Annotated in this window: 23 protein-coding genes; 11 read left to right on the top strand and 12 right to left on the bottom strand. The window is 70.2% G+C overall.

The genetic code is table 11. The annotated features are described in order from the left end of the window. Window positions 1-129: 129 nt before the first annotated feature. The 6 genes from PV734_RS18080 to PV734_RS18055 all read right to left on the bottom strand — a co-directional run bounded on the left by PV734_RS18080 (window position 130) and on the right by PV734_RS18055 (window position 6,529). A complete protein-coding gene (locus tag PV734_RS18080; RefSeq protein ID WP_319290288.1) occupies window positions 130-798 on the bottom strand; it encodes a response regulator transcription factor in 669 nt (222 codons plus the stop codon). Continuing rightward, the gene (locus PV734_RS18075; protein WP_415924223.1) at window positions 795-2,087 is read right to left on the bottom strand and encodes a sensor histidine kinase; all 1,293 of its coding nucleotides are present in this window, start codon (window positions 2,085-2,087) and stop codon (window positions 795-797) included. The genes PV734_RS18080 and PV734_RS18075 overlap by 4 nt, the downstream gene beginning before the upstream one ends. Window positions 2,088-2,105: 18 nt before the next feature. After that, window positions 2,106-2,945: an ABC transporter permease gene (locus tag PV734_RS18070; RefSeq protein WP_319290284.1), complete on the bottom strand. Its 840-nt coding sequence runs from the start codon at window positions 2,943-2,945 to the stop codon at window positions 2,106-2,108. Then, window positions 2,942-3,889, bottom strand: a complete 948-nt coding sequence (locus PV734_RS18065) for an ATP-binding cassette domain-containing protein (protein WP_319091295.1) — start codon at window positions 3,887-3,889, stop codon at window positions 2,942-2,944. The genes PV734_RS18070 and PV734_RS18065 overlap by 4 nt, the downstream gene beginning before the upstream one ends. A gap of 178 nt (window positions 3,890-4,067) precedes the next feature. Further along, window positions 4,068-5,603 carry an aldehyde dehydrogenase family protein gene (locus tag PV734_RS18060; RefSeq protein ID WP_319290283.1) on the bottom strand — a complete coding sequence of 512 codons (1,536 nt, stop codon included), beginning with the start codon at window positions 5,601-5,603 and terminating at the stop codon, window positions 4,068-4,070. Between the two features lie 113 nt (window positions 5,604-5,716). Beyond that, the gene (locus tag PV734_RS18055; protein WP_319091297.1) at window positions 5,717-6,529 is read right to left on the bottom strand and encodes an SDR family NAD(P)-dependent oxidoreductase; all 813 of its coding nucleotides are present in this window, start codon (window positions 6,527-6,529) and stop codon (window positions 5,717-5,719) included. A gap of 72 nt (window positions 6,530-6,601) precedes the next feature. On the opposite strand from PV734_RS18055, the gene PV734_RS18050 reads away from it, so the two are divergent. Next, window positions 6,602-7,057 (top strand): MarR family winged helix-turn-helix transcriptional regulator, encoded by a 456-nt coding sequence (locus PV734_RS18050; RefSeq protein WP_319091298.1) that lies wholly within the window; start codon window positions 6,602-6,604, stop codon window positions 7,055-7,057. A 61-nt stretch (window positions 7,058-7,118) separates the two neighbouring features. Then, on the top strand, window positions 7,119-7,574 hold the full coding sequence (locus PV734_RS18045; RefSeq protein ID WP_319091299.1) for a MarR family winged helix-turn-helix transcriptional regulator: 456 nt from the start codon (window positions 7,119-7,121) through the stop codon (window positions 7,572-7,574). Window positions 7,575-7,619: 45 nt separating this feature from the next. Here the strand turns inward: PV734_RS18045 and PV734_RS18040 are convergent, their stop codons facing one another. From PV734_RS18040 to PV734_RS18025, 4 genes are all read right to left on the bottom strand, one after another. Continuing rightward, window positions 7,620-8,783 carry an XdhC/CoxI family protein gene (locus PV734_RS18040; protein WP_319091300.1) on the bottom strand — a complete coding sequence of 388 codons (1,164 nt, stop codon included), beginning with the start codon at window positions 8,781-8,783 and terminating at the stop codon, window positions 7,620-7,622. A gap of 123 nt (window positions 8,784-8,906) precedes the next feature. After that, the gene (locus tag PV734_RS18035) at window positions 8,907-11,093 is read right to left on the bottom strand and encodes a xanthine dehydrogenase family protein molybdopterin-binding subunit (protein ID WP_319091301.1); all 2,187 of its coding nucleotides are present in this window, start codon (window positions 11,091-11,093) and stop codon (window positions 8,907-8,909) included. Beyond that, window positions 11,090-12,070 (bottom strand): xanthine dehydrogenase family protein subunit M, encoded by a 981-nt coding sequence (locus tag PV734_RS18030; protein ID WP_319091303.1) that lies wholly within the window; start codon window positions 12,068-12,070, stop codon window positions 11,090-11,092. Before PV734_RS18030 ends, PV734_RS18035 begins: the two co-directional genes overlap by 4 nt. A gap of 5 nt (window positions 12,071-12,075) precedes the next feature. Next, window positions 12,076-12,723, bottom strand: a complete 648-nt coding sequence (locus tag PV734_RS18025; protein WP_319290281.1) for a (2Fe-2S)-binding protein — start codon at window positions 12,721-12,723, stop codon at window positions 12,076-12,078. A gap of 281 nt (window positions 12,724-13,004) precedes the next feature. On the opposite strand from PV734_RS18025, the gene PV734_RS18020 reads away from it, so the two are divergent. From PV734_RS18020 to PV734_RS18010, 3 genes are all read left to right on the top strand, one after another. Beyond that, a complete protein-coding gene (locus tag PV734_RS18020) occupies window positions 13,005-14,204 on the top strand; it encodes a sensor histidine kinase (RefSeq protein WP_319091305.1) in 1,200 nt (399 codons plus the stop codon). Continuing rightward, window positions 14,188-14,880 (top strand): response regulator transcription factor, encoded by a 693-nt coding sequence (locus PV734_RS18015; protein WP_319290279.1) that lies wholly within the window; start codon window positions 14,188-14,190, stop codon window positions 14,878-14,880. The genes PV734_RS18020 and PV734_RS18015 overlap by 17 nt, the downstream gene beginning before the upstream one ends. Before the next feature lie 141 nt (window positions 14,881-15,021). Continuing rightward, window positions 15,022-15,372, top strand: a complete 351-nt coding sequence (locus PV734_RS18010; RefSeq protein ID WP_319290277.1) for a DUF4333 domain-containing protein — start codon at window positions 15,022-15,024, stop codon at window positions 15,370-15,372. Between the two features lie 219 nt (window positions 15,373-15,591). Here the strand turns inward: PV734_RS18010 and PV734_RS18005 are convergent, their stop codons facing one another. Beyond that, window positions 15,592-16,116 (bottom strand): MarR family winged helix-turn-helix transcriptional regulator, encoded by a 525-nt coding sequence (locus tag PV734_RS18005; RefSeq protein ID WP_319094923.1) that lies wholly within the window; start codon window positions 16,114-16,116, stop codon window positions 15,592-15,594. Window positions 16,117-16,200: 84 nt separating this feature from the next. Here PV734_RS18005 and PV734_RS18000 point away from each other — a divergent pair, with 84 nt between their 5' ends. Next, a complete protein-coding gene (locus tag PV734_RS18000; RefSeq protein ID WP_319094922.1) occupies window positions 16,201-17,253 on the top strand; it encodes an ABC transporter permease in 1,053 nt (350 codons plus the stop codon). 58 nt (window positions 17,254-17,311) lie between these two features. Continuing rightward, on the top strand, window positions 17,312-17,773 hold the full coding sequence (locus PV734_RS17995) for a MarR family winged helix-turn-helix transcriptional regulator (protein WP_319094921.1): 462 nt from the start codon (window positions 17,312-17,314) through the stop codon (window positions 17,771-17,773). Window positions 17,774-17,922: 149 nt separating this feature from the next. On the opposite strand, the gene PV734_RS17990 is transcribed toward PV734_RS17995, so the two are convergent. Beyond that, the gene (locus PV734_RS17990; RefSeq protein WP_319094940.1) at window positions 17,923-18,855 is read right to left on the bottom strand and encodes an NADP-dependent oxidoreductase; all 933 of its coding nucleotides are present in this window, start codon (window positions 18,853-18,855) and stop codon (window positions 17,923-17,925) included. A 773-nt stretch (window positions 18,856-19,628) separates the two neighbouring features. On the opposite strand from PV734_RS17990, the gene PV734_RS17985 reads away from it, so the two are divergent. The 4 genes from PV734_RS17985 (at window position 19,629) to PV734_RS17970 (ending at window position 22,917) form a co-directional block, all read left to right on the top strand. Continuing rightward, window positions 19,629-20,021, top strand: coding sequence for a nuclear transport factor 2 family protein (locus PV734_RS17985; protein WP_319094920.1), 393 nt, complete (start codon window positions 19,629-19,631; stop codon window positions 20,019-20,021). 27 nt (window positions 20,022-20,048) lie between these two features. Beyond that, a complete protein-coding gene (locus tag PV734_RS17980; protein WP_319290275.1) occupies window positions 20,049-20,744 on the top strand; it encodes a type 1 glutamine amidotransferase domain-containing protein in 696 nt (231 codons plus the stop codon). 180 nt (window positions 20,745-20,924) lie between these two features. Next, complete coding sequence (locus PV734_RS17975; RefSeq protein WP_319290273.1) at window positions 20,925-21,800, top strand: helix-turn-helix domain-containing protein; 876 nt, start codon at window positions 20,925-20,927, stop codon at window positions 21,798-21,800. A gap of 184 nt (window positions 21,801-21,984) precedes the next feature. Further along, window positions 21,985-22,917, top strand: coding sequence for an NADP-dependent oxidoreductase (locus PV734_RS17970; RefSeq protein WP_319290271.1), 933 nt, complete (start codon window positions 21,985-21,987; stop codon window positions 22,915-22,917). The last annotated feature ends 333 nt before the right edge of the window (window positions 22,918-23,250 follow it).

Below are 23,250 nucleotides of genomic sequence, written 5' to 3'. Positions count from 1 at the left end.
CCGACTCCTCCCGTGAGTTCACCCCGTCTCCCGTGAGTGTAGACACCGTCGGGCCGCCCCTACGCAGGAGGAAGGAGTGCCGTACCGGATGCGGTCGAGTTCCCGCGGGCCGGCAGACCGCTCGTCGGTTCAGTCCGCGGTGGGCCGGACGAGGCCGTGGTCGTAGGCGAAGATCACGGCCTGGATACGGTCACGGGCGCCGATCTTGGCCAGTACACGGCCGACATGCGTCTTGACCGTGGACTCGGACAGTACGAACCGCGTGGCGATCTCCCCGTTGGTCCAGCCTTTGCCGACAGCCACGAGGATCTCGCGTTCCCGGTCGGTCAGGGAGGTCAGCCTCGGGTCCTCGGCCGGGTCGGTTCTGTGGGAGGGGACGTACTGGGCGTACTCCTCGAGGAGGCGGCGGGTGAGCGCGGGCGCGATGACGGCGTCTCCGACGGCGACCGCGCGGATCCCGGCGAGGAGTTCCTCGGGACGCGCGTCCTTGAGGAGGAACCCGCTCGCGCCGGCCCGCAGGGCGGCGTGGACGTACTCGTCGAGGTCGAACGTCGTGAGCACGAGGACGCGGGAACGCTCGCCGGCCGCCACGATGCGGCGGGTGGCCTCGATGCCGTCCATGCCGGGCATGCGGACGTCCATCAGGACGACGTCCGGGCGCAGTTCGGCCGTCTTGCGGACGGCCTCGGCTCCGTGTCCGGCCTCGCCGACCACGTCGGTCTCCGGGACGGAGTCCAGGAGCAGGTGGAAGCCGTAGCGTTGCAGCGGCTGGTCGTCCACGATGAGCACGGTGGTCATCGGTCACCGCCGCTTCCCGGCGTGAGGTCGAGGACGGCCTCGACGCTCCATCCTCCGCCGGCCGTCGGTCCCGCATGGACGGTGCCGCCGTACAAGGCCGCTCTCTCCCGCATGCCCACCAGGCCGTGTCCTTCCTCGTTCGGCGGTCCGGACGATACGTCCGGACCGGTGTCCTGGACCCGAATGGTCAGCCGGCTGTCCTCGACGAGGATCGCCAGGTGTACCCGGGTGTCGGGTGCGGCGTGCTTCAGGGTGTTGGTGAGGGCTTCCTGGACGATGCGGTACACCGTCAGCTGCACCCCGCTGTCCAGGGCGTCGATGTCGCCGGAGGTCCGGTAGACGACCTCCAGCCCCGCGGTACGCACCGTGGCGCACAGGGCGCCGAGGTCCAGGATGCCGGGCTGCGGGCTGAGTTCGGGCCCGCCGGTGGGACCGCCGTCGGCCTCGCGCAGCACGCCGAGCACGCGCCGCAGTTCACCGAGGGCCTGTCGGCCGGTGTCGCCGATGAGCTGGAGGGCCTCCTTGCCCCGTTCGGGGGCGATGTCCGTGGCGTAGGCGCCGGCGTCGGCGAGCGTGATGATGACGGACAGGTTGTGGCCGACGATGTCGTGCATCTCGCGGGCGACACGGGTGCGTTCGGTGGCCGTGGCCAGCCTGCTGCGCTGGTCGCGCTCGATCTCCAGCCGGGTGGCCCTCTCGCGCAGTCCGGCGAGCTGGGCGCGGCGGATCCGGACCGTCATGCCGAGTGCGAGGGCCGCGGTCGCCGTGCTCAGCAGGAAGAACAGCGTGTCCCAGACGGACACGGCCGAGGACGCGCGAATCGCGGCCAGTGTCATGGCTGCCGTCATGGCGGCACAGGCGTACGGCAGCTGCCGCAGCCGCCCGTGCAGGGTCAGGCTGTACAGCGCGACGAAAAGGGCGATGTCCGCGCGCAGCGCGGCGCCCAGGGACCACTGCAGGACGAACACCGCGGCGATGACGCCGAAGGCCAACGCGGGCTTGCGCCGCCGCCACAGCAGCGGCAGTACCAGGCCCGCCTGCAGGACCAGCATGCCCGCGACGGGCAGGTGGGTGAAGGCGAGCCGGAAGCGGCGCGGGCTGTCGCCGTCGTCCACACCGCCGTGGATCAGGTCGGGCAGGCAGAACACCAGGAAGACGAGGGCGACGACCGCGGTGTCCAGCACCCAGGGATGTGCCCGGTCGGCCTGCCGCAGCCGCTGGCCGCCCCGGGACAGCCGGGCGACCAGCGGTCCCATTCCGCTGAGGTCATCACTGCTCACGGGCGTCACCTGTCCATGGTGCGGGCCTCAGGCGTCGCTGCGCGCGAGCCGGTACGCCGCGCCGCCCAGCACCACCGCCGTCCAGCACAGGAACACCAGCAGTCCGGCGCCCGGCGACAGGGCCGTGGAGTCGTGAGTCAGGGCGAACATCGACTCCCCCGCGTTGGACGGGAGGTAGGGGCTGATGTCGTCCCGCCAGGAACTCGGCAGCAGGGAGATCAGTCCCGGTATCAGCATGAACGTGGCGACCAGGACCGAGATCCCGCCGGCCACCGACCGCAGCAGCGCGCCCAGGGCGACGCCGATCACCCCGACCAGGCCGAGATACAGCCCGGCGCCCAGCAGACTCCGCAGGACGCCCGCATGCGAGAGGCTCATGGCCGCGGGCGTGCCCGAGACGATGCCGCTCCCGATCAGGAAGGTGACGAACGCACCCAGGGTCCCGACCGCCAGGGCGACCAGTCCGAACACGGCCGCCTTGGACCACAGCACGGGCAGCCTGCGGGGCACCGCCGCGAGCGTCGAGCGGATCATGCCGGTGGAGTACTCGCCCGCCGTGACCAGGACGCCGAGCACACCCAGGGCCAGCTGGGCGAAGTTCGTACCGAACAGGGACAGGCTGACGGTCGAGGAGTCGGCGAAGTCCGAGTCCAGGTTGCCGGAGTCGATCCCCGACCTGTAGCGGCTCGCGGCGATGAGACCGAAGGCGACCAGGAAGAGCAGGCCCAGGCCCAGGGTGATCCAGGTCGAGCGCAGGGACCACAACTTGGCCCACTCGGAGGCCAGCACGCGCCGTCCGGTCACCCGGTATACGGGTCGGGCGGGGGTGGTGCGCGGTTTCTCGGTGGTTGCGGTGAGGGTGCTCATGCGGGCCTCCCGACGGCCTCGGGGGTCTCTGTCCCGGTCGTGGAACCGTGGTACTCCACGGCGTCCCTGGTCAGGTCCATGAACGCCTCCTCCAGCGACACGGTCCGCGCGCTCAGCTCGAACAGCGCGATCCCGTGCTCGGCGGCCTTCAGGCCGATCTCACGGGCGGTCAGCCCGGTCACCTGCAGTTCCTCGGAGCCGATCCGGCCGGTGACGTCGACGCCCGGTCCGGCCAGCACGTCCCGCAGCCGTGCCGGGTCCTGGGCCGCGACGTTCACCATGTCGCCGCCCGCCTCACGGATGAGGTCCGCCACGGTCGTGTCCGCCAGCAGCCGGCCGCGTCCCACGACGATCAGGTGGTCCGCCACCAGGGCCATCTCGCTCATCAGGTGCGAGGACACGAACACGGTCCGACCCTCGTCGGCGAGCCCCTTGAGCAGGTTGCGGATCCAGAGCACTCCCTCCGGGTCCAGCCCGTTGACCGGCTCGTCCAGCATCACCGTCTGCGGGTCGCCCAGCAGCGCCGCCGCGATGCCGAGCCGCTGTCCCATTCCGAGGGAGAAGGCGCCGGCCCGCTTCTTCGCGACACTGCCAAGGCCGGCGAGGCCGATGACCTCGTCGACCCGGCTGCCCGGAATGCCGTGCGTCAACGCGAGTGCCCTGAGGTGGTTGTACGCCGAGCGGCCCGGGTGGATCGACTTCGCCTCCAGGAGGGCGCCGACCTCCTGGAGCGGTGCGTGGTGGCGGGCGTAGTGCTGGCCGTTCACGGTGACGGAGCCGCTCGTCGGGGCGTCCAGGCCGACGATCATGCGCATCGTCGTGGACTTGCCCGCGCCGTTGGGTCCCAGAAATCCGGTCACGGTGCCCGGCTTCACGACGAAGTCCAGCCCGTCGACAGCCGTCTTCTCGCCGTATTTCTTGGTCAACTGCCGTGCGTCGATCATGCGCGTTCTTTCTCTCGGGCGGCGGCGTCCGTCACTTCGGGCGCCTCACCGGCAACGCTAGGTGCCGGATCACCCGAATCCGGTGGTACCGGGAGGCTGACCTGCGCCGTACTGGTCGTACCGCGGTACTACGCCCCCACCTGCGAGGCGCTTACGGCGTCTCCCGGCCGAAGCCGTGTCAGTCGGTCTGCTGACCGTCTTCGGCCAGGATCCTGTCGCGTACGCCGGCGAGGGCTCCCGCAATCGCGCCCGGGGGCCTGCCGAAGGTGGTCGCCGAGAACTGGGCGGGTCCGGTCTTCGCCGTGAAGGAGTGCGGGTAGGCGAACTCCCGGAGCCCTTCCTCGCCCTGCTTGCGCCCGTAACCGCTGTCGCCTCGACCGCCGAAGGGCACCGCGGGGTTCATGGAGAACACCAGGGCGTCATTGATGCTGGTCATTCCGACGCGGAGCCGGCGGGCGATGGCCTCGCCGCGGTCGCGGCTGAAGACGGCGCTGCCCAGTCCGTACCGGCTGGCGTTGATGTGGGCGATGGCCTCTTCGGTGTCGGCGACCTTGACGACGGCCAGTGTCGGACCGAACGTCTCCTCCGTCGCCGCGAGGGCGTCGGGGCTCACGCCGACGAGGACGGTGGGAGTGACATAGCGTTCCCCCACCGCGTCGAGGCCGCCCACGGTGGCTGTCGCGCCGCGATCGAGAGCGTCCTGGATGTGCTCCCTGATGATCGGGATCTGGGTGGGCAGGGGAACCGGCCCGATCTCCGCGTCCTCGTCGCTGCCGACGCGTACCTGCCTGGCGAGGTCGCTGATCTTCGCGACGAACTCGTCGTGAACCGACTCGACGACGTAGGCCACTTCGAGACTGATGCAGCCGTGCCCGGTGTTCTGTACGGCGCCCCAGACGACGTGCCTGGCGGCTTCGTCGAGGTCGGCGTCCTCAGCCACGATGACGCCGTCCTTGCCCCCGAGTTCCAGCAGTACGGGGGTCAGGGTCTGCGCGCACTGGGCGGCCACCGTCCTGCCCGTGGTGACGCTGCCGGTGAACGCGAGCTTGTTCAGACCGGCCTCGATGAGCGCCCCGCCCGTGGCCCCGAACCCGTTCAGGCTCTGCAGGACGGAGGGAAGGTCCGGAACGGCCCGCTGCCAGGTCCGGACGATCCACTCCCCGACACCGGGCGTGATCTGGCTGGGCTTGAGGATGGCGGCGTTTCCGGCCGCGATCGCCTCGATCAGGATGGCCCCCGGCGTCAGGAGAGGGAAGTTCCACGGGCCGATGACACCGACGACGCCGTAGGGCTGGTATTCGACCCACGCTCGCTGGTTGGGCACGGTACGGCTGCCGGGGACCTCCCTGCGCCCCAGCACCCGCTCGGCGTTCTCGATGGCGTACTGCACATGCTCCAGAATCCCGAGCACCTCGACCCGGGCGTCGTCGAGCGGCTTGCCGTTCTCGGCGTGAATGAGGGCGGCCCCCTCCTCGCCGCCTACGGCTATCTCCCGCCGCCACGCGCGCAGCCGCTCCGCGCGGCCCTCGAATCCGAGGTCCCACCAGGGCCCGGCGGACGAGCGTGCGGCAGCGACAGCCGCGACCGTCTCTTCCTTGCCGGCCACGGGGTACCGGGCGAACTCTGCCCCGGTGGCCTGGTCGACGGTGACCACATGGTCTCCGTTCTGGCCGATGGCTCCGTCACGCGTGATCGCCGGAGTGTTGTTGATCATGGTCTTTCCTACTTTCCTGCGGGTGGTGGCAGACGGGGGCACGGTCTTCGGCGCGATGAAGGGCAACCGCGCGGCAGCGGGTGCGCGCCGACGTGAATGACTTCAGCGAAGGCTCATGCGGAGCCCGACAAGCCCTGAGCCCGCGACTTCGTGTAGCGAACCGCGGGTGTCGGCTGGTTGCCGCCCGCGACAAAGGCGGCCTCCGCGGCGAGCAAGGCGTCCAGGGCCGAGTCCTGGTCCTCCAGACCAGGGGCACAGACGGTCTCGCCCAGGTGCAGCCCGGCCAGGCCGGCCGAGGCCACGTCCTCGGGCGGCATCGCCCAGGGGATGCGGTGGCCGGCGCCGCCGTTCCACTCCGTTGCCACAACGCCGGGGCACACCACCTGGACGCGAACCGGGGTGTCGGCGAGTTCACCGGCGAGGGTGCGCGTGAAGCCCAGGACGGCGGCCTTCGCGGCGACGTACAGAGTGCGCCGAGGTGCTCGCGAGTCGGCGAGGCCCCCACTGAACGCCAGCAGCGAGGCGACGGTGACGATCGAGCCTTCGCCTGCCGCGAGCATTCCGGGAAGTGCGGCGTGGACCAGCCGAACGGGGGCGACGGCGTTGAGGGTGAGCAGGCGGTCGATGTCGGCGGGGTCGACATCGACGAGCGGGGCGTAGCCGCCGGCGCCTGCGTTACTGATCAGCATGCCCACGTCCCCGGCGGCCAGCCGGTCGGTGACAGCGGTGATGCCGTCATGCGTCGCGAGGTCGGCCGGCAGCACCTCGACGGCTGATCCATGGGTGCGGAGCTCGTCGGCGAGATCGGCGAGCCTGTCGGCGCGTCGCGCGACCAGAACGAGGTCGTGATCGTCCGCCAGGAGACGGGCATAGGCGGCGCCGATACCGGAGGAGGAGCCAGTGATCAAAGCGATGGGGCGATTCATGGGACCAGAGTCCATCAACCGCTGGGTATATGTCAAACGCTTGATAGCTTTGAAGTGTCGTATCCTTCTCGCGTGATACGCAATGACGAGGAGCCGGTCGGACTCGGTGCGCTCGACCGGGTGACCTGGGCGTTGCGCCGCGCGGAGCTGGCGGTGCAGAGCCTCAAGGAGCAGCGGCTGCGCCCGCTGGGCATGATGGCGGCGCACTACACACTCCTGATCTCCGTGCACGACGAGCCGGGGCTGACCGGCGCCGAACTCGCCCGCCGGCTCAACGTGACCCCACAGGCCATCGCCTCACTGGTGGCGCGCCTGGAGGGCCGCGGGCAGTTGGAGAGACGTGAGCACGCGCGCCACCGGCACATCCAGGAGCTGCACCTCACCGACGCCGGTCGGGAGGCGTTGCGCGCGGCCGACGCGGTGATCGCCGACATCGAGCGGCAGATCACCGATGGTCTCGGCGCCGAGACAGCACGACTGCGAGCACTGCTCGACCAAGTGGCCAAGGCGGTTCGCGAGATCTCGTGATTCACACACTTGAGGGCAATCAAGTAACTTGACAAGTGCCCAGGTGTCGTATTCTCACCGGGTGACGAAGGATGATGAACGGCCGATCCCTGCCGAGCACTTGACCCGGGTGACCTGGGCCCTGCGGCGGGCGGAGTGGGCCGTGCAGGCCCGTAAGGAGCAGCGGCTACGACCGCTGGGCATCGCGGCCGCGCAGTACACCCTGCTGATCTCCGTCCACACCGATCCCGGCCTGACCGGCGCGGAACTGGCTCGCCGCCTGAACGTCACCCCGCAAGCAGTGGCCTCCCAGGTGTCCCGCCTGGAGGAGCGGGGTCAACTGGAACGCCGACCGCACCCGCGCCACGGCCACGTGCAGGAGTTGCACCTCACCGACGCCGGCCGCGACTCCCTGCGGGATGCCGAGGCCGTGATCGTGGACATCGAACTGCGGATCGCCGAGAAGCTCGGACCGAAGAAGGCCGCACAGCTGAGGGCACTGCTGGACGAGGTGGCGGACGTGGTCCGGGAGGCGTAGGACGGTTGGTGGGCGCCCGCCTCGTCTCCGGGCGCTGTGCAGGGGTTACGGCGCCGTCACCAGGCCGGGCAGGGGCAGCACGGGAAGGTGGATGGGGCCGGTGCCGTGTGAAAGAGGCCGTCCTGTGCCGCGGTTGGTGTCAGCGATGATCTCCGACGTGATGGAGATCGCTGTCTCCTCGGGGGTGAGGGCGCCGATGTCCAGGCCGATCGGTGAGTGCAGACGCGCCAGTTGGTCCTGGGTGACGCCGGCTTCCCGGAGCAGGTCGACGCGGTGCTCGTGGGTGCGTCGCGAGCCCATGGCACCGACGTAGGCAACGGGGAGTGTCAGTGCCAGACGCAGCAGGGGGATGTCGAACCTGGCGTCGTGGGTGAGGACGCAGACGGCGGTGCGGGCGTCGGTCTCGGTGGCCGCGAGGTAGCGGTGGGGCCAGTCGGTGACGACCTCGTCGGCGTGCGGGAAGCGGGCCGGGGTGGCGAAGACCGGGCGGGCGTCGCAGACGGTCACCCGGTAGCCGAGGAAGCTCCCCGCCCGGCTGAGAGCGGCGGCGAAGTCGACGGCGCCGAAGATCAGCATGCGGGGGCGGGACGCGTGCACGTGGACGAGGACGGTGAGCCTGCGCGGGCAGGCGCCGTCGTCCGGGTTGTCTGCTTCTCCCCCACCGCCGCCGACCTCGATCGAGGCGGTACGGCCCGCCCGCAGGAGCGCACGCGCATGCGCCACGACCGCCCGGTCCTCGCCCTCGTCGCCGAGTGTGCCGTCGTGGGCCCCCTCGGCGGGGACGTGGAGCGTACGGCCGACAAGCTCACCGGGACCGTCGACGACGTGGGCGACGGCAGACGGACGCCCCGCGGTCACGGCATCGAGGGCGGCGGCGAGTTGGGGTTGGCCGCGGGGCTCCACGCGCTGTACCAGGACACCGATCTCCCCACCGCAGGTCAGGCCGGCGGCGAGGGCGTCCGAGTCGGAGTATCCGAAGGCGACGCGTGCGGGGGCGGCGCGGTCTGCCAGCACTTGGCGGGCCAGTTCGTACACCGCTGCTTCGACACAGCCGCCGGAGACGCCACCGACCGCGTTGCCGTCGGCGTCCACGGCCAGCGCGGTGCCGACCGGCAGGGGTGCGCTGCCTCTGACGTCGATGACGGTGGCGAGGGCGAACGGCCGGCCCTCGTGGCACCAGTCGTGCAGTGTGTCCGTGATGTTCAGCATGGGGGGCTTTCCGTGAGGTGTGGGTCAACGGGCCGTCGCCGCGCCCTAGGGGAGGAAACCGCGACGACGGCCCTCGGTGCCCGGGGAGCCGCGTGTTGTGGGGTACACCGGCCCCCCGGGGGATCAGAGCAGCGCTTCCGCGGTGATGGGCAGTTCGCGGATGCGGCGGCCTGTGGCGTTGAACACCGCGTTGGCGATGGCGGGTGCCACTCCGACGATGACGACCTCACCGAGTCCTTTGACGCCGATGGGGTCGGCTTCGTAGTCCTCCCCGTCGATGAAGATCGCCTTCAGGTCGTGGATGTCGGCGTGGCTCGGCACGAGGTAGTCGGCGAAGTTCGCGTTGACGATCCGGCCGTCGCGGTGGTCGGTGACCGTGTGCTCGAGGAGGGCCTGACCGATCCCGCCGGTCATGGCCCCGATCGCCTGGCTGTCGGCGAGTCTCGGGTTGACGATGCGGGCTGCGTCGTACACGCCGAGCATGCGCCGGACCCGGACCAGGCCGAGGCGGGCGTCGACGGCCACCTCGGCGAAGATCGCGGAGTAGGCGTAGAGAGAGAACCTCTCGGGTTCCGGCGCCCCGGCGTACGAACCGAGCACTTCGAGATGGGTCCGGTCGTTGCGGGCCAGGAGCCGCTGGTACGTCTCCCCGCGGGTGGGCTCGTCCTTCACGTACAGCCGGCCGCCTCGTACGACGATGTCGGCGGCGTCGACGCCGTACAGCGGTGATCCCTCGTCGTCGACCGCGAGCGTGATCGCCTGCCCGCGCAGCTTGTCGCAGCCGTCCTGGACGGCGGATCCGACACTGGCCATGGTCATCGAGCCTGCGTGGACGGGGGCCGGAGGCATGAGGGAGTCTCCGAGCCGGAAGGTCACCTGGCGCATCGTCAGGCCGAGGGCGTCGGCGGCGACCTGGCTCATGGACGTGGCCGTGCCGGGGCCCATGTCGCTGGTCGAGGACTGCACCAGGGCGGTGCCGTCGGCGTCGAGCCGGACCGAGGCCTGGGCCTGGCTGCGCGCGGTGTCGTAGACACCGGCCGCCATACCCATGCCGATGAGCCAGTCACCGTCACGCGTCGAGCGGGGCTTGGGGTTGCGCCGGTGCCAGCCGAACTCGCGGGCGCCCGTGCGGTAGCACTCGCGCAGGCGGCGGGTGGAGAACGGCAGCCCGCTGGACTCGTCGTCGGCCGGTTCGTTGCGCAGGCGCAGCTCGATCGGGTCCACGCCCAGCTCGTGCGCGAGTTCGTCCATGGCCGACTCGACGGGGTAGGTGCCGCTGGCGTAGCCGGGTCCGCGCATGAACCACGGTGTGCTCACATCGAGCGGGACGTGGTCGTAGGCCTGGCGGACGTTGGGCGTGCTGTAGAGCATCCGGCCGGGGACGAGAACGCTCTCGCTGTACGTCTCGTAGCGGGAGGACTCGGCGCGGACGTCGTGCGTCGACGCGGTCAGCCGGCCCCCTCGGTCGGCGCCCAGTCGCAGTCCGTACTCGTACGCGGGCCGGAATCCCACGGTGAAGTACATCTGCCTGCGGGTGAGGACGAGTTTCACGGGGCGTTTCACCTCGCGCGCGGCCATGGCCGCGATGACGGAGTGCACCCAGGTGCGGGCGGCGTTGCCGAAGGCTCCGCCGACGAACGGCGAGATGACGCGGATGTTCCCCGGAGGGATGCCGAACTCGCCGGACAAGGTGAACACGGCGCCCTGCACGTACTGGGTCTTCTCCCAGACGGTCAGCCGGTCGCCGTCCCAGCGGGCGACGATGCCGGCCGGTTCCATCGGGTTGTGGTGGTTGCGGGCCGTCCGGTACGCGCTCTCGAGCCGGACGGGGGCGGAGTCCAGGGCCCGCTCGGCGTCGCCGCGTGCGTAGGTCTGGGTTTCGCCGTCGGTGTCGGCGCCGCTGAGGTCGGTCGATGAGGTCTCGGCATCGTAGGAGACCTTCACCAGGCTCGCGGCGTGCTGTGCGATCTCCAGCGTGGTCGCCACCGCGACCGCGACGGGCTGTCCGAAGAACTGGACCCGGTCGTCCTGGAAGGCGCGCAGCGGCCTGCCCGGCGGGAACCGCCCTTCGACAGACGGCAGTTTGGGCGCGTTGAGGTGGCTGATCACCTTCAGGACGCCGGGTTGGGCTTCGGCGGAGCGGGTGTCGACGCCTGTGATCCGGCCGCGTCCGACGCCGCTTTCCACGATGACCGCGTGCACGACTCCGTCGGGATTGTTGTCGGCGGCGTACTTCGCTCCCCCGGTCACTCTCAGCCGTGCGTCGACCCGGGGTACGGCCGCACCGACGGCAGCCTGCGGCTGGCTCACTTGGTGCCTCCCACGGTGCGCAGCCGGCGTTCGACGGTACGTTTGAGCAGCTCGGCCTTGAAACCGTTGTGGGCGAGGGGTCGCGCCCCCTCGGCCGCGTGCTCGGCGGCCTCTGCCCACAGCCGGTCGGAGGGGCGTTCGCCGATGAGGTGGCGCTCCACGGCGGGCAGTTTCCAGGGCACGGTGCCCACGCCGCCGGCGGCGACCTTCGCCTCTCGGATGACGCCGCCACGGATGTGCAGCGCGACCGCGGCCGACGTGAGCGCGAACTCGTACGACTGGCGGTCGCGCACCTTCAGGTAGCCGGACCGCAGCGGGCGCGGAAGGGCGGGGATCTCCACAGCGGTGATCAACTCGCCCTTGCGCAGCGCCTGTTCGCGGTTCGGGGTGCTGCCGGGCCGCAGCAGGAAGTCGGCGAAGGCGATACGTCGTTCCCCGTCCCGGCCCAGCACGTGCACCGTCGCCTCCAGTGCCGCGAAGGCCACGGCAACGTCGGAGGGATGGGTGGCCACGCAGTGATCGGAGGTGCCGAGGATCGCGTGGCCGCGGTTGTAGCCGTGCAGCGCGGCGCACCCGGAGCCGGGCTCGCGCTTGTTGCAGTCGGCGGTCACGTCCCGGAAGTACGTGCATCGGGTGCGCTGCATGATGTTGCCGCCGATGGTCGCCATGTTCCGCAGCTGGGCCGAGGCGCTCAGTTCCAGCGCCTCGGCGACGACGGGGTACAGGACCCGCACCTTCGGGTGGGCGGCGGCCTCGGCCATGCGGACCAGGGCGCCGATGCGCAAACCACCGCGCTCGGTGACGGTGACCTCGCGCAGCGGCAGGGAGCCGATGTCGACCAGCTCTCCGGGGCGCTCCACGGTCTCCCGCATCAGGTCGACGAGCGTGGTGCCGCCCGCGAGGTAACGCCCGCCACGCCAACCGGCACTGAGGGCGTCACGCGTGTCCGCGGGCTTGGCGTAGGTGAAGGGATGCATGGGGGTCAGCCCTTCCGGCCGGCGGCGGCCTGCTCGACCGCGCGCTCGATCTTCACATAGCAGCCGCAGCGGCAGAGGTTGCCGCTCATCCATTCCCGGATCTCCGCCCCGGACCCGGTGTGACCCTCCTGGATGCATCCGACGCCCGACATGATCTGGCCCGACGTACAGAAGCCGCACTGGAAGGCGTCCTGATCGATGAACGCCTGCTGCAGTGGGTGAAGTCGGTCGCCCTTCGCCAGGCCCTCGATCGTGGTGACCTCGGCTCCCTCCAGGCGCACCGCCAGTGTCAGACAGGAGTTGACCCGGCGGCCGTCGACCAGGACCGTACAGGCGCCGCAGGCACCGGCGTTGCAGCCCTTCTTCGAGCCGGTCAGGTCGAGATGCTCACGCAGGAGGTCCAGCAGCGAGGTGCGGTTGTCGATCGTGACGGTGCGTCGGACGCCGTTGACGACCAAGGAGACCCGACTGCCGGGCGGCACCGCGAGGGCCACGGTTTCCTCGGCGGCGAGGGCGGGCGGTCCCGCGACCAGGCCGCCCACCACGGCGACTCCTCCCGCGGCGGTGGTCGTGGCGATGAAGGTACGCCGGGTGGGCGCGGATGGGGGTTCGACGGGGGAAGTCTCTGCTTCTGCGGGATGTTCGGTGGACATGTCCACTCTCCCTCGATGGGGTGCGGGCGGTTGTCGGAGGACGTGCTGGTGACCGTGCCGTCCGCGAAGGCGCGCCATGCCCGTTGCTCCGGCGAACACCGGGTCCGGACACAGGCCAAGCATGAACCTCTTGATTAATATCAAACAAGCGTTGGTGTATCAATCATCTTTATAAGTCCACGCCCGGATGGCTGGACGAGCCCGCCGGGCCGGTCCGGGGTGGCCGGCATCGGCCTGCGGGCCGACCCGCCGCTCGGCCGTACGTCCGTACCCTTTGCGGCGTGGAATCCGATATCCCTCTCTCCCCGGCCGTCCTGCGCACCATCACGGTCTCCCTCTGCGGGGGCCTGGCCCTGGTGTGGCTGTTCGACCTGGTGTCCTTCTACGACCCGCAGAACCGCTGGTCGAGCTGGCTGCCCCTGGTCTCCGGCCCCCTCGCCGCCGCCGCACTGCTCTTTCCCGCCCGCCGGCCGGACCCCGAACGGCGGGCCGGCGCCGTCGCGCTGGGCTCCTTGGCCCTGACCGTGGGCCAGTGCGCGTACGCCCCGCTCTCCAGCGGCACCTGGGGTGTGCTCGAAACCGTCGCCCTGCTCATGCTGCTCCCCCGGACCGTGCGGCGGGTGACGCGCCCGGTCACCGCCGTGACACTGACGGCGGCGCTGGCCGCCGCGGTGATCGCCATGCCCTGGCGAGAGGGCACGGAGCACGGCTCCTTCGCGTACTCCTTCGCGCTGACGTTCGCCGTCGCCCCCGTCGTGGGCCTCGGTTGCTATCTGCGCCTCCTGGACGCCCGCCGAGCCAGAGCCGTGGACTCCGTACGCCAGAGCGAGCGCATGGAACTCGCCCGGGACCTGCACGACTTCGTCGCCCACCACGTCACCGGCATCGTCGTGCAGGCCAATGCCGCGCTGATGATTCAGGAGACCTCGCCGGAGCAGATCAAGCCACTGCTGGAGGGCATCTCCCGAGCCGGCGGGGAGACCCTGGACTCCATGCGCCGCCTGGTGCGGGTGCTGCGCGAGGACGACCATCCGGCCGCCCGCCCGGGTGAGCTACTGACCGAGCTGGACCGTCTGGTCTCCGCGTTCGCCGAGAACGGAACCGACGCGACGCTGCACGTCGCGCCCGAGGTGCGCGGGATCCGGCTGGCTCCCGAGGTGGAGACGTCCGTCCACCGCGTGGTGCAGGAGGCGCTGACGAACGTGCGCCGCCACGCCCATGGTGCGGACGTCGTCGTCCGCCTCGAACTGGACTCCCAAGGTCGCCTGTGGGTCGAGGCGCGCAACGCCGGGCCGCAGACGCGCGCCGCCGGGCCGGTCGGCGGGCGGGGCGGCTTCGGCCTGGTGGGCCTGCGGGAACGCGTGGAGGCCGTGGAGGGATCACTGACCAGCGGACGGACAGCGGACGGCGGCTGGTGCGTGAGCGCCGACTTCCCCGTCCTGGCCGCTGTGGAAGGATCACGGCATGAGCGGCGGCAGTGATCGCGACGGGCCACGGACACGCGTACTGATCGCGGACGACCAGGAGATGGTCCGCACCGGCTTCCGGCTGATTCTCGGCACCCAGCCCGACCTCGAAGTGATCGGCGAGGCCGCCGACGGCGCCGAGTGCGTCGAACTCGCCCGAAGGACGCGTCCCGACGTGTGTCTCGTCGACATCCGTATGCCCAGGCTGGACGGTCTGGAGGTCACCCGGGCCCTGGCCGGGCCAGGTGTCGTCGACCCGATCCGCGTGGTCGTGGTGACCACCTTCGACCAGGACGACTACGCCTACACCGCCCTGCGCAACGGCGCCTGCGGCTTCCTCCTCAAGGACGCCGGCTCCACCCTGTTGATCGAGGCCGTCCGTTCCGCCGCCCGCGGGGATGCCCTGGTCTCCCCCGCCGTCACCGTCCGGCTGCTCAAGCACCTCGCCGGACAGCGGCCGCCGGAAGCGGTCCCGCACCCGCTCTCCGAGCGGGAACTCGACGTCGTACGCCTGGTGGCGGTGGGCCGCACCAACCAGGAGGTCTGCGGCGAGCTGTTCGTGTCCCTGGGCACGGTCAAGACCCACCTGGCGAACATCAAGGACAAGCTCGGCGTGCGCAACCGCGTGGAGATCGCCGCCTGGGCCTGGGAGAACGGGCTCGTACGCGACCGCCGGACGCCGCCCGCCTGACCTGTGGGCCGGCCTTGGATCGGCCCACGGGCCGACCCCGGCAGCACGCTCTCGGCCGGCGGGCCGAAGCACGGCCACCGTCCGGTGGGCCACTCTCCCGGTGACAGCATCACCGCAGCGAACGCATCGCAGGAGAGAAACATGAAATACCTCGCCGCTTCCCTGGCAACCGCCACCGCCCTGGCCATGGGCGGGCTCGCGTTCGTGGCCGTGCCTCGGCTGCTGAGCACGGAGTCGACCAGCACTGCCAACTCGACCGGGACCGTGAGCCGTCCGGAGGTCGAGAAGCAGGTCCGCGACAACTACTCCCTGCCGCTCTTCCAGGAGAAGCCGAAATCCGTGAGCTGCGCCGGAGGCCTCAACGCACGGCAGCGCGACTCGGTCGAGTGCAATGTGACGTCCGCCGACGGGAAGCGACAGCAGATCATGGTGTCCGTGACCAGGGCCGACGGAGACAGGATCTCGTACGACTACGCGGTGCTGGAGCGCTAGGGCCTGTCTGACAATTCCCGTCGTCGCCCGGAGGGCGGCCTCGCGGCGTCAGGTGCGTGCTCTCGGCGTGCCGGGCGTAGAGCCTCGTACTGGATGTACTCGGGTCTGCGCCCGGTGCGGCGAGAGGGCGTGCATGGCGTCGCGGGGCAGACGGGAATTGTCAGACAGGCCCTAGGAGTGGCCTCCGTCCGGCCTCTCCCGGACACGGACACAGCGCCCTCAGCCCTCCCGGACGCAGCCCAGGGCCGCGTCCGGAAGATTCGCCGCTCCGGAGTCCGCACCACGCGGATCCAACGGCGGCAGGGCATCAGGATTGAGCTCGGCGAGCACGCGGAGCAGCAAGGAATGAATCAGCGCCCGCTCTGCGGGGGCGAGGGCCGCGAGGGCCTCCGTGTCCAGTCGCTCCACCAGCTCCCGCGCCCGATCGGCGAGCTTCGCGCCGCTGCCGGTGATGGCCAGCCGCACGGTTCTGCGGTTCGAAGGATGCTCGCGGCGCGCCAGAAGTCCACGGTCGACCAGCGCGTTGACGGCGGCACCCATGGACTGCGGAGTGAAGCCGGTCCGACGCGCGATTTCCGCGGCGGAGATGCCGGGCGTCCAGCCGACGTGCTGCAACGCGTTGTGTTGCGCCGCCGTGAGGTCGAGCGACCGCAACGCTCTCTCCAGCCGCGTTCCCATCACGTGGACCATCTGCCAGGCCAGGTAGCCCATGCGCGTGGACGGATCTGCGTGCGTGCGGCTCATGAGCGACTCCGACAGTAAGGCACCTTATATTTCCATGATAGAACTATAAGGCACCTTACAACCAGAGACGGAGAGTCCTCTCCCATGCCCACATCACCCACCACTTCCGTCGAGGCGCACCACGCGCCCCATCACCACGCGATGGACACCGCTCCAGCACCGCAAGGCGCCACCGGAGCGAAGGGAGTTCTGCTACCGGTCGCGATCGTGCTGGTCATCGGCTCGATCTTCGTCAGCGTGTTTCTGGCCGCCTTCCACGCCCCCAGGCCTCACGACCTTCCGGTCGCCGTCGTCGGGACCACCCAACAGCTCGAACAGGTCACCGGCGGGCTGGAGCTCGGACTGCCCGGCGGCTTCGAGGTGAAGCGCTACGCCGACGAGAACACGGCCCGCCGCGCGCTGGAGGACCGCAAGGTGTACGCCGCCTACGTCACCGGCCCCGGGAAGTCCGCCACCCTGCTGTACGCCGGAGCCAACGGCCCTTCGGTGACCTCGACGGTCACCGGCGCCTTCTCCGGCATCGCGAAGGCGGACGACGAGCGGCTGACCGTGCGCGACCTCGTGCCGGCCTCGGCGGGCGACACCCGCGGCATGTCGGTGTTCTACGCCGGGTTCGGCGTCGTACTGGCCGGATTCCTGTTCGGCATGATGACCTACCAGATGGCTCCGCGACTGGAGTACCGGTGGAGACTGGCCAGCCTGGCCTCCTTCAGCATCCTGGCCGGCGTCCTCGTGGCGGCGATGGCCGGCAGCCTCGGCTTCGCCGCGCTGCCCGGGCCCTTCCTGGGCATCGCGGGGATCATCGCGCTGATGGCCGCTGCTGTCGGCAGCGCGACCATGACGTTCATGCGCCTCTTCGGCCGCGCCGGGATGTCGCTGGCCGCCGTGGTCCTGCTGACCTTCGGCAACAGCACGAGCGGTGGCACGCTGCCCACCGCCTACCTGCCGGACTGGCTGCATCCGCTCTCCGAGGTCCTCCCGGTGGGAGTCGGCGTACGAGCTGTCCAGGGGTTGTCCCACTTCAACAACGACGGTCTCACCGCGGGCATCGTCGTCCTGGTGGCATGGATCCTCGTCGCCGCCGTGGTGCTCTTCCGGCTCGATGCCCGCGGACCCCGCCGCACAGCCGCCAACTGACCCGGCTCCTCGGTTACGGCCCCGCGAGCAACGCACCCCGCTCTCGTAGACTTCGGCCGTGACCGACGCCGCGTTCCCCACCACCGGATACCTCGCCTGGCAGTTCTCCCAGATCATCGCCGGACGGCTGGAGCGGGCACTGCGCGCGGAAGACCTCACGCTGGCGCAGCACAACGCACTGCAGCAGGTCCTCTGGACGCCGGGGGTGTCGGCCGCCGAGATCGCGCGCCGCTCGGGCATCACGGCCCAGTCCATGGGGGCGGCGGTGAGTCAGCTCGTCGAGCGAGGACTACTACGACGTGAGCCGCACCCGACCAGCCGCCGCAGCGTGCGCCTGTTCGCGACCACCGAGGGAGAGGCGACTGCCGCTCGTGCCGCGTCGATCGCCCGGCGGATCGAACGGGAGACGACCTCACCACTCTCCGAGGACGACAAGGACGGCATTCACCGACTGCTCCACCGTTTGGTCGAGGAACTGAACCCCGATGCCCTCGCCGTCGACAGTCGCTCCTCTGACTAGCCCTGGAGCCCCGGCTGTCCAGCAGACGGCAGAGTCGAGCAGCACCCGCGGGCCGTGAATCGCCGATGACCCGTACCTCCCCGGATGGGGCTCCGTTCACGGACCGCCGGTGACCATTGCGCACGTGGGCATTGACACCGGGTTTTGGCTTACGGCACCAGGACGATCTTTCCGCTGGTGTGACCTGCCATGATCTCGCGATGGGCGGCAGCGGCCTCGTCGAGCGGGTAGCTGGCGGCGATCAGGACTCGCAGTCGCCCGGCCTCCGCGGCCTCGGTGAGCTGCAGGCGGGCGGCGTCGCGGATGTCCGTGCCCGGATCCGCGCCGGGACTGCCGCCGAGAAGTCTGATGCCGGCCTGGGCCCCGCGCGCGAAGCCCGCGATGGTGGCGATGCGGGAACGGTCCGCCACGAGTTCCACGGAGACGTCCACCGCCTCGTCCGTGCCCACCAGGTCTGCCGCCCCGTGGACGCCCTCCGGTGCCGCCGCGCGTACCCGGTCCGCCAGACCGGGCCCGTACGCGACCGGCACCGCCCCCAGCTCGCGCAACAGGTCGTGCCTGGCCGGGCTTGCCGTTCCCAGGACGGTGGCGCCGCGCGCGACCGCCAGCTGCACGGCCATCAGACCGACTCCGCCGGCAGCGCCGTGGATCAACACCACCTCGCCCTTGCGCAGGCCGATCACCTCAAGAGCGTGCACGGCGGTGACGCCGACGACCATCAGCCCGCCGGCCTGCTCCCAGGACAGGTTGGCGGGCTTCGGCACCACCGAGGAGGCCGGGACGACGAGTTCGGCGGCATAGGCGCCGGGCGCACGGTAGGCGATCACCTCGTCCCCGACCTCGACCGGACCCGCGGGGCCGGTCGCGTGCTCGCCTGCCGCGGTCACCACTCCTGCCGCCTCCAGACCGAGCCGTAGCGGCAGGTTCCCCGGAGAGGTGCCGAAGGCGCCGCTGTACACCTTCTGATCGAAGGGGTTGACGCCGGCGGCACGGACCGCGATACGCACCTGGCCCGGCCCGGGCTCGGGTACGGCTTCGTCGATCACCGACAGCACCTCAGGTCCGCCGTATGCGCTCGCCACCACCACCCGGGCTTCGCTCATGCCGGAGGCCGACGCCGTATCGGAGGGGTTCATCGTGCTCACTGGTGGTCACTTCCTTGCTGCACAGGCCTTACGGAGTTCGACAGCCAGGTCCGGCACCGGTCGAGACGGCGGGCCATCAGGACGACGTCCTCAAAGTACTTCAGGCGACTGTCGCAGATCAAGCATTTGATGTCAGTTAAGGTGCCTTACTCTCGACTCAGGACCGGCGGCAGCTGTCCCGTGCCTTCCCTGCAGGACGAAAGAGTTGTTCATTACCGAAGGTGCGACTCATTTCGCAGTTCCCCGTGCACCGGAACGGGCCGCTCTGCGAGGTCCGGCCGGCGGACCGGATTCTCATCCCGGGCGAGCGGTAGGCAGGGGAAAATTTCTTACCCCTCACAGCGTGCTCTTCCGATGCGATGCTCGGTCACACATCGGAAGAAGACTTTCGAGGAGCCGATCACCATGTCCCCTTCCGGCCGCACCACGACCGCCGTCGGCTTTCATCGGGCCACGGGCGTACGGCCGCCGTCGCCGCGGCCGTGGCATGTGGCGCGGCGGGAGCCGGTGCCGACGTGGTCGTGATACCGGCGCCGCGGCTTTCCACGCGTTCGCCGAGACGCACTCGATCAGCCTGGGCCTGACGCCGGGCCGGAATTCCACCAAGGGCAGCGATCTTCCATGCCGGACAGGCGGCCCTCACGGCTCAATTACCGGGCCCCTCCTTTCATGTCATGCGTATCCATTTCCCGCGTACCAGGAGCAAGATCATGTCCGAATCCCCGCATCTCGCTCTCATCCGGCGGGTCTATGAATCCCGGATGGCGCCCGAGGTCACCTCGGAGGTCATGGCCCCGGACCTCGTCTGGGACATCACCCCCGGTTTCCCGAACAGCGGCGTCTACCACGGCTGGGACAGCGTGGCGAAGGACTTCTTCGGCACGCCGATGCCGAACATCGTCTCCTTGGGCGCGGTGCCCGAGGACTTCTACGCGGACGACGAAGGCCACGTCTTCGTGTTTGGGCACTACCACGCCGAGACCAAGTCCGGCAGCACGGTCGACGTCCGGTTCATCCACTTCTGGACCGTCCGTGACGGCAAGGCCGTCAGTATGCGGCAGGCCGCCGACAGCCATGTCCTGCAGGAAGCCCTCAAAGGCTGAGACCACCCCTCTCAAGGAGATCCACCCATGGCGAAGATCCTCTTCGTGATCACCGCGTCCGACCACTGGACGCTGGCCGACGGAACCCGGCAGCCGGCCGGTTTCTGGGCCGAGGAAGCGATCGGCCCCTACCAGGTCTTCAAGGAGGCCGGATTCGAGATCGCGGCGGCGACGCCCGGCGGTGTGCCGCCCACAGCGGACGCGCTCAGCCTCACCGCGGACTTCAACGGCGGCGAGGAAGGCGCGCAGCGTATGCGCACCGCCCTGCGCGAGGCGACCGAGCTGGCGCACCCGATGCGCATCGAGGACGTCAACATCGACGACTACGCGGCCGTGTTCTACCCCGGCGGCTGGGGCCCGATGGAAGACCTGCCCGATGACGCCGCCTCCGGCAAGCTGCTCACCGACTGGCTCGCCTCGGGCAAGCCGGTGTCGCTGGTCTGCCACGGCCCCGCGGCGCTGCTGGCCACCATCGGCCCGGACGGGACATCCCCGTTCGCCGGTTACCGTCTGACCGGCCTCTCCAACGCCGAGGAGAAGCTGAACGGTCTCGCGGACCGCGCGAAGTGGCTGCTGCAGGACCGTCTTGTCGACGAACTGGGTGCGGACTACCGCGAGACCGAGCCGTTCGCCCCGCACGTCGAGACGGACCGCACCCTGCTCACCGGCCAGAACCCGGGCTCCGCGGTACTCCTCGCCCGGGAACTGCTCAAGGCACTGTGAGCTGACACCAGAGCCATGTATTCGCTCGGCGGCCCGGTACACACCCCGGGCCGCCGAGTTCTGTTCCCCTTGTTGTCGTCGAGGTCGGAGCCAATGTCATCCTCATATACAGGTAAAGCCCAACATGGACGGGATCACCCACCGTCACAGCTCCGGGGTTCCTGTGCGAGGCTGCAATTCATGAACCGCAACCCGCATCTGAACGAGCTGGGTGAGTTTCTCAAGGCCCGCCGTGCCGAACTGAGTCCTGCCGAGGTCGGACTCCGGGCCGGGGAACGGCGGCGTGTGAGCGGTCTGCGCCGTGAGGAGGTGGCCCTTCTCGCCGCGATCAGCACCGAGTACTACACGCGCATCGAGCAGGGCCGTCTCCAGGCATCGGCTCCCCTGCTCGACGAACTCGCCAAAACGCTCCGCCTCAACGACGACCAGCGCACCTACCTCTTCGACCTCGCGGCGAAGGAGAGGGTGCGCCCCTCCGCGTCACGCGAGCGCCAGCAGGTGGATACCCAGCTGCAGCGCATGCTGGACGATCTCACCGCCTCCCCGGCCTTCGTCATCGGCCGGCGCACCGACATCCTGGGCTGGAACCAGCTCGCCGCCGCCCTGTGGACCGATTTCGGGCGCTACCCGGAACACGAGCGTGTGTTCGTCCGGCTGCTGTTCACCGAACCCTGGATGCGCACGCTGTACGCCGACTGGGAAGAGGTCACCCGGCTGGCCATCGCCCAGCTGCGCATGGAAAGCGCCCGCTACCCCGACGACCGGCGCCTCGCCGCTCTCGTCGAGGAACTCTCCGCCCGCGACACACAGTTCCGGCAGTGGTGGACCGAACACGACGTCGCGATGCGCGGCAAGGGCGTCAAGAAGCTTCATCACCCCGTGGTGGGAGAGCTGACCCTCGACTGGAACACACTCACCTGCGGCACGGACCCCGACCAGCACATCATCGTGTGGAACGCCGAACCCGCCTCCCCGTCCCACGACGGGCTGCGCCTCCTGGCCTCCTGGGCCGCGGACCAGAAGCAGAAGCGGACACCGTCCGACACCGCCACCTGAGCCTTCTCCCCGGCACAACCGCCAGGAGCTGTGCGTTCTCTCGTCGGCACCGCTGTCATGGGGGGAGAGACTCGTCCCCCCTATGAAGGCACCCCAGCCAGAATCCTTCCCCTTTTGCGGGCGCACGCGAGACGGAAGGGTCGGACACCTCAACGACCGCATGGCAAGCGATGAGGTGCTTCGAATGAAGGCTGTAGGTTTCACGGAATTCGGTGGGCCGGAGGTGCTTCGGGTTCTCGACCTGCCCGCGCCCGAGGCCGGTCCGGGTGAGGTGCGCATCCGGGTGCACGCCGCGACCGTCAACGCTGTGGACGCCCTCCAGCGCGGCGGCCCCGCCCGGTCGCCGGACGCCCTGCCGCCGTTCGTCCCCGGCATGGAAGCCGCAGGCATCGTGGACCAGATCGGCACGGGTACGGACACGGAGCTGAGCGTCGGCGACCGCGTGATGGCGATCGTGCTCGCCGACGGCTCACGCGGTGCGTACGCCGAACAGGTCGTGGTTCCGGCCGAGTCGGTCGTCCGCGCTCCGCACGGCGCGAGCGACGCGCAGGCCTCCTCCCTCCCGATGAACGGACTGACCGCGCGCCTGGCCCTGGACACCCTCGGCCTGGAATCCGGCCGGACCGTCGCGATCACGGGAGCGGCCGGAGCGGTGGGCGGATACGCCGTCCAGCTGGCCAAGGCGGACGGACTGCGGGTGGTCGCCGACGCCTCGGAGCAGGACGAGGCCCTGATCAGGGAACTCGGCGCCGACGTCGTACTCCGTCGCGGCGCCGAATACCCGGACCGGGTACGCGCGGAGGTCCCGGCGGGCGTCGACGGACTCCTTGACGGCGCGTCACTCGGCGCTCCCACCGCACGAGCGGTCCGCGACGGCGGCCGGGTGGTGACACTGCGCGGCTACGACGCCCCCGGCGAACGAAGCGTCGCCTTCGAGCCGATCGTCGTGTTCAGCTACGCCCGGGAGCACGCCAAACTCGACGCACTCCGCCAGCAGGTGGAGAACGGCCTCATCACTCTCCGGGTCGCCAGGTCCCTCCCGGCGGAACAGGCCGCCGAAGCGCACCGACTCCTCGCCGCAGGCGGCGTTCGAGGCCGGCTGGTCCTGACCTTCTAGGCCGAGTCAAGTACCTCGGCGCCACCGCACGGCTGTGGCCGAATGTCGAACGAACTTCTCCGCCCTCCCACCCCTTGGTCCAACCACGGCACGCGGGGCGACGACGCCCCGCCGACAGGGACGGGAACGCCATGCCCCACACCACCGCATTCGCCAGGAACCAGTGGTGCAGCTAGCGCATCTCTCTGACCTGCGCTTGTGTGGGGGCGATGAGGCTGTGACCTGCTAGGACGGGTTACAGAGGCGAGCGGAGGCAGTCAGCGGAAACCGCTCTGATTCGACCCCGGTTCGACCCGGGTCGCTCGGAGGCAGGCAGAGGCAACAGCCTCTGCA

Source organism: Streptomyces sp. AK08-02 (genome assembly GCF_033795085.1).
Classification (GTDB): Bacteria; Actinomycetota; Actinomycetes; order Streptomycetales; family Streptomycetaceae; genus Streptomyces; species Streptomyces echiniscabiei.
This window is presented reverse-complemented; position numbering and strand designations above follow the sequence as displayed.

What these genes read in the sequence shown, in the direction of transcription:
- PV734_RS18040 (WP_319091300.1), bottom strand. Translation starts at nt 8,783, where the DNA reads ATGCTGAACATCACGGACACACTGCACGACTGGTGCCACGAGGGCCGG.
- PV734_RS18000 (WP_319094922.1), top strand. Translation starts at nt 16,201, where the DNA reads ATGCCCACATCACCCACCACTTCCGTCGAGGCGCACCACGCGCCCCAT.
- PV734_RS18015 (WP_319290279.1), top strand. Translation starts at nt 14,188, where the DNA reads ATGAGCGGCGGCAGTGATCGCGACGGGCCACGGACACGCGTACTGATC.
- PV734_RS18065 (WP_319091295.1), bottom strand. Translation starts at nt 3,889, where the DNA reads ATGATCGACGCACGGCAGTTGACCAAGAAATACGGCGAGAAGACGGCT.
- PV734_RS18060 (WP_319290283.1), bottom strand. Translation starts at nt 5,603, where the DNA reads ATGATCAACAACACTCCGGCGATCACGCGTGACGGAGCCATCGGCCAG.
- PV734_RS18080 (WP_319290288.1), bottom strand. Translation starts at nt 798, where the DNA reads ATGACCACCGTGCTCATCGTGGACGACCAGCCGCTGCAACGCTACGGC.
- PV734_RS18005 (WP_319094923.1), bottom strand. Translation starts at nt 16,116, where the DNA reads ATGAGCCGCACGCACGCAGATCCGTCCACGCGCATGGGCTACCTGGCC.
- PV734_RS17980 (WP_319290275.1), top strand. Translation starts at nt 20,049, where the DNA reads ATGGCGAAGATCCTCTTCGTGATCACCGCGTCCGACCACTGGACGCTG.
- PV734_RS17975 (WP_319290273.1), top strand. Translation starts at nt 20,925, where the DNA reads ATGAACCGCAACCCGCATCTGAACGAGCTGGGTGAGTTTCTCAAGGCC.
- PV734_RS18025 (WP_319290281.1), bottom strand. Translation starts at nt 12,723, where the DNA reads ATGTCCACCGAACATCCCGCAGAAGCAGAGACTTCCCCCGTCGAACCC.
- PV734_RS18030 (WP_319091303.1), bottom strand. Translation starts at nt 12,070, where the DNA reads ATGCATCCCTTCACCTACGCCAAGCCCGCGGACACGCGTGACGCCCTC.
- PV734_RS18010 (WP_319290277.1), top strand. Translation starts at nt 15,022, where the DNA reads ATGAAATACCTCGCCGCTTCCCTGGCAACCGCCACCGCCCTGGCCATG.
- PV734_RS18070 (WP_319290284.1), bottom strand. Translation starts at nt 2,945, where the DNA reads ATGAGCACCCTCACCGCAACCACCGAGAAACCGCGCACCACCCCCGCC.
- PV734_RS17985 (WP_319094920.1), top strand. Translation starts at nt 19,629, where the DNA reads ATGTCCGAATCCCCGCATCTCGCTCTCATCCGGCGGGTCTATGAATCC.
- PV734_RS18055 (WP_319091297.1), bottom strand. Translation starts at nt 6,529, where the DNA reads ATGAATCGCCCCATCGCTTTGATCACTGGCTCCTCCTCCGGTATCGGC.
- PV734_RS17970 (WP_319290271.1), top strand. Translation starts at nt 21,985, where the DNA reads ATGAAGGCTGTAGGTTTCACGGAATTCGGTGGGCCGGAGGTGCTTCGG.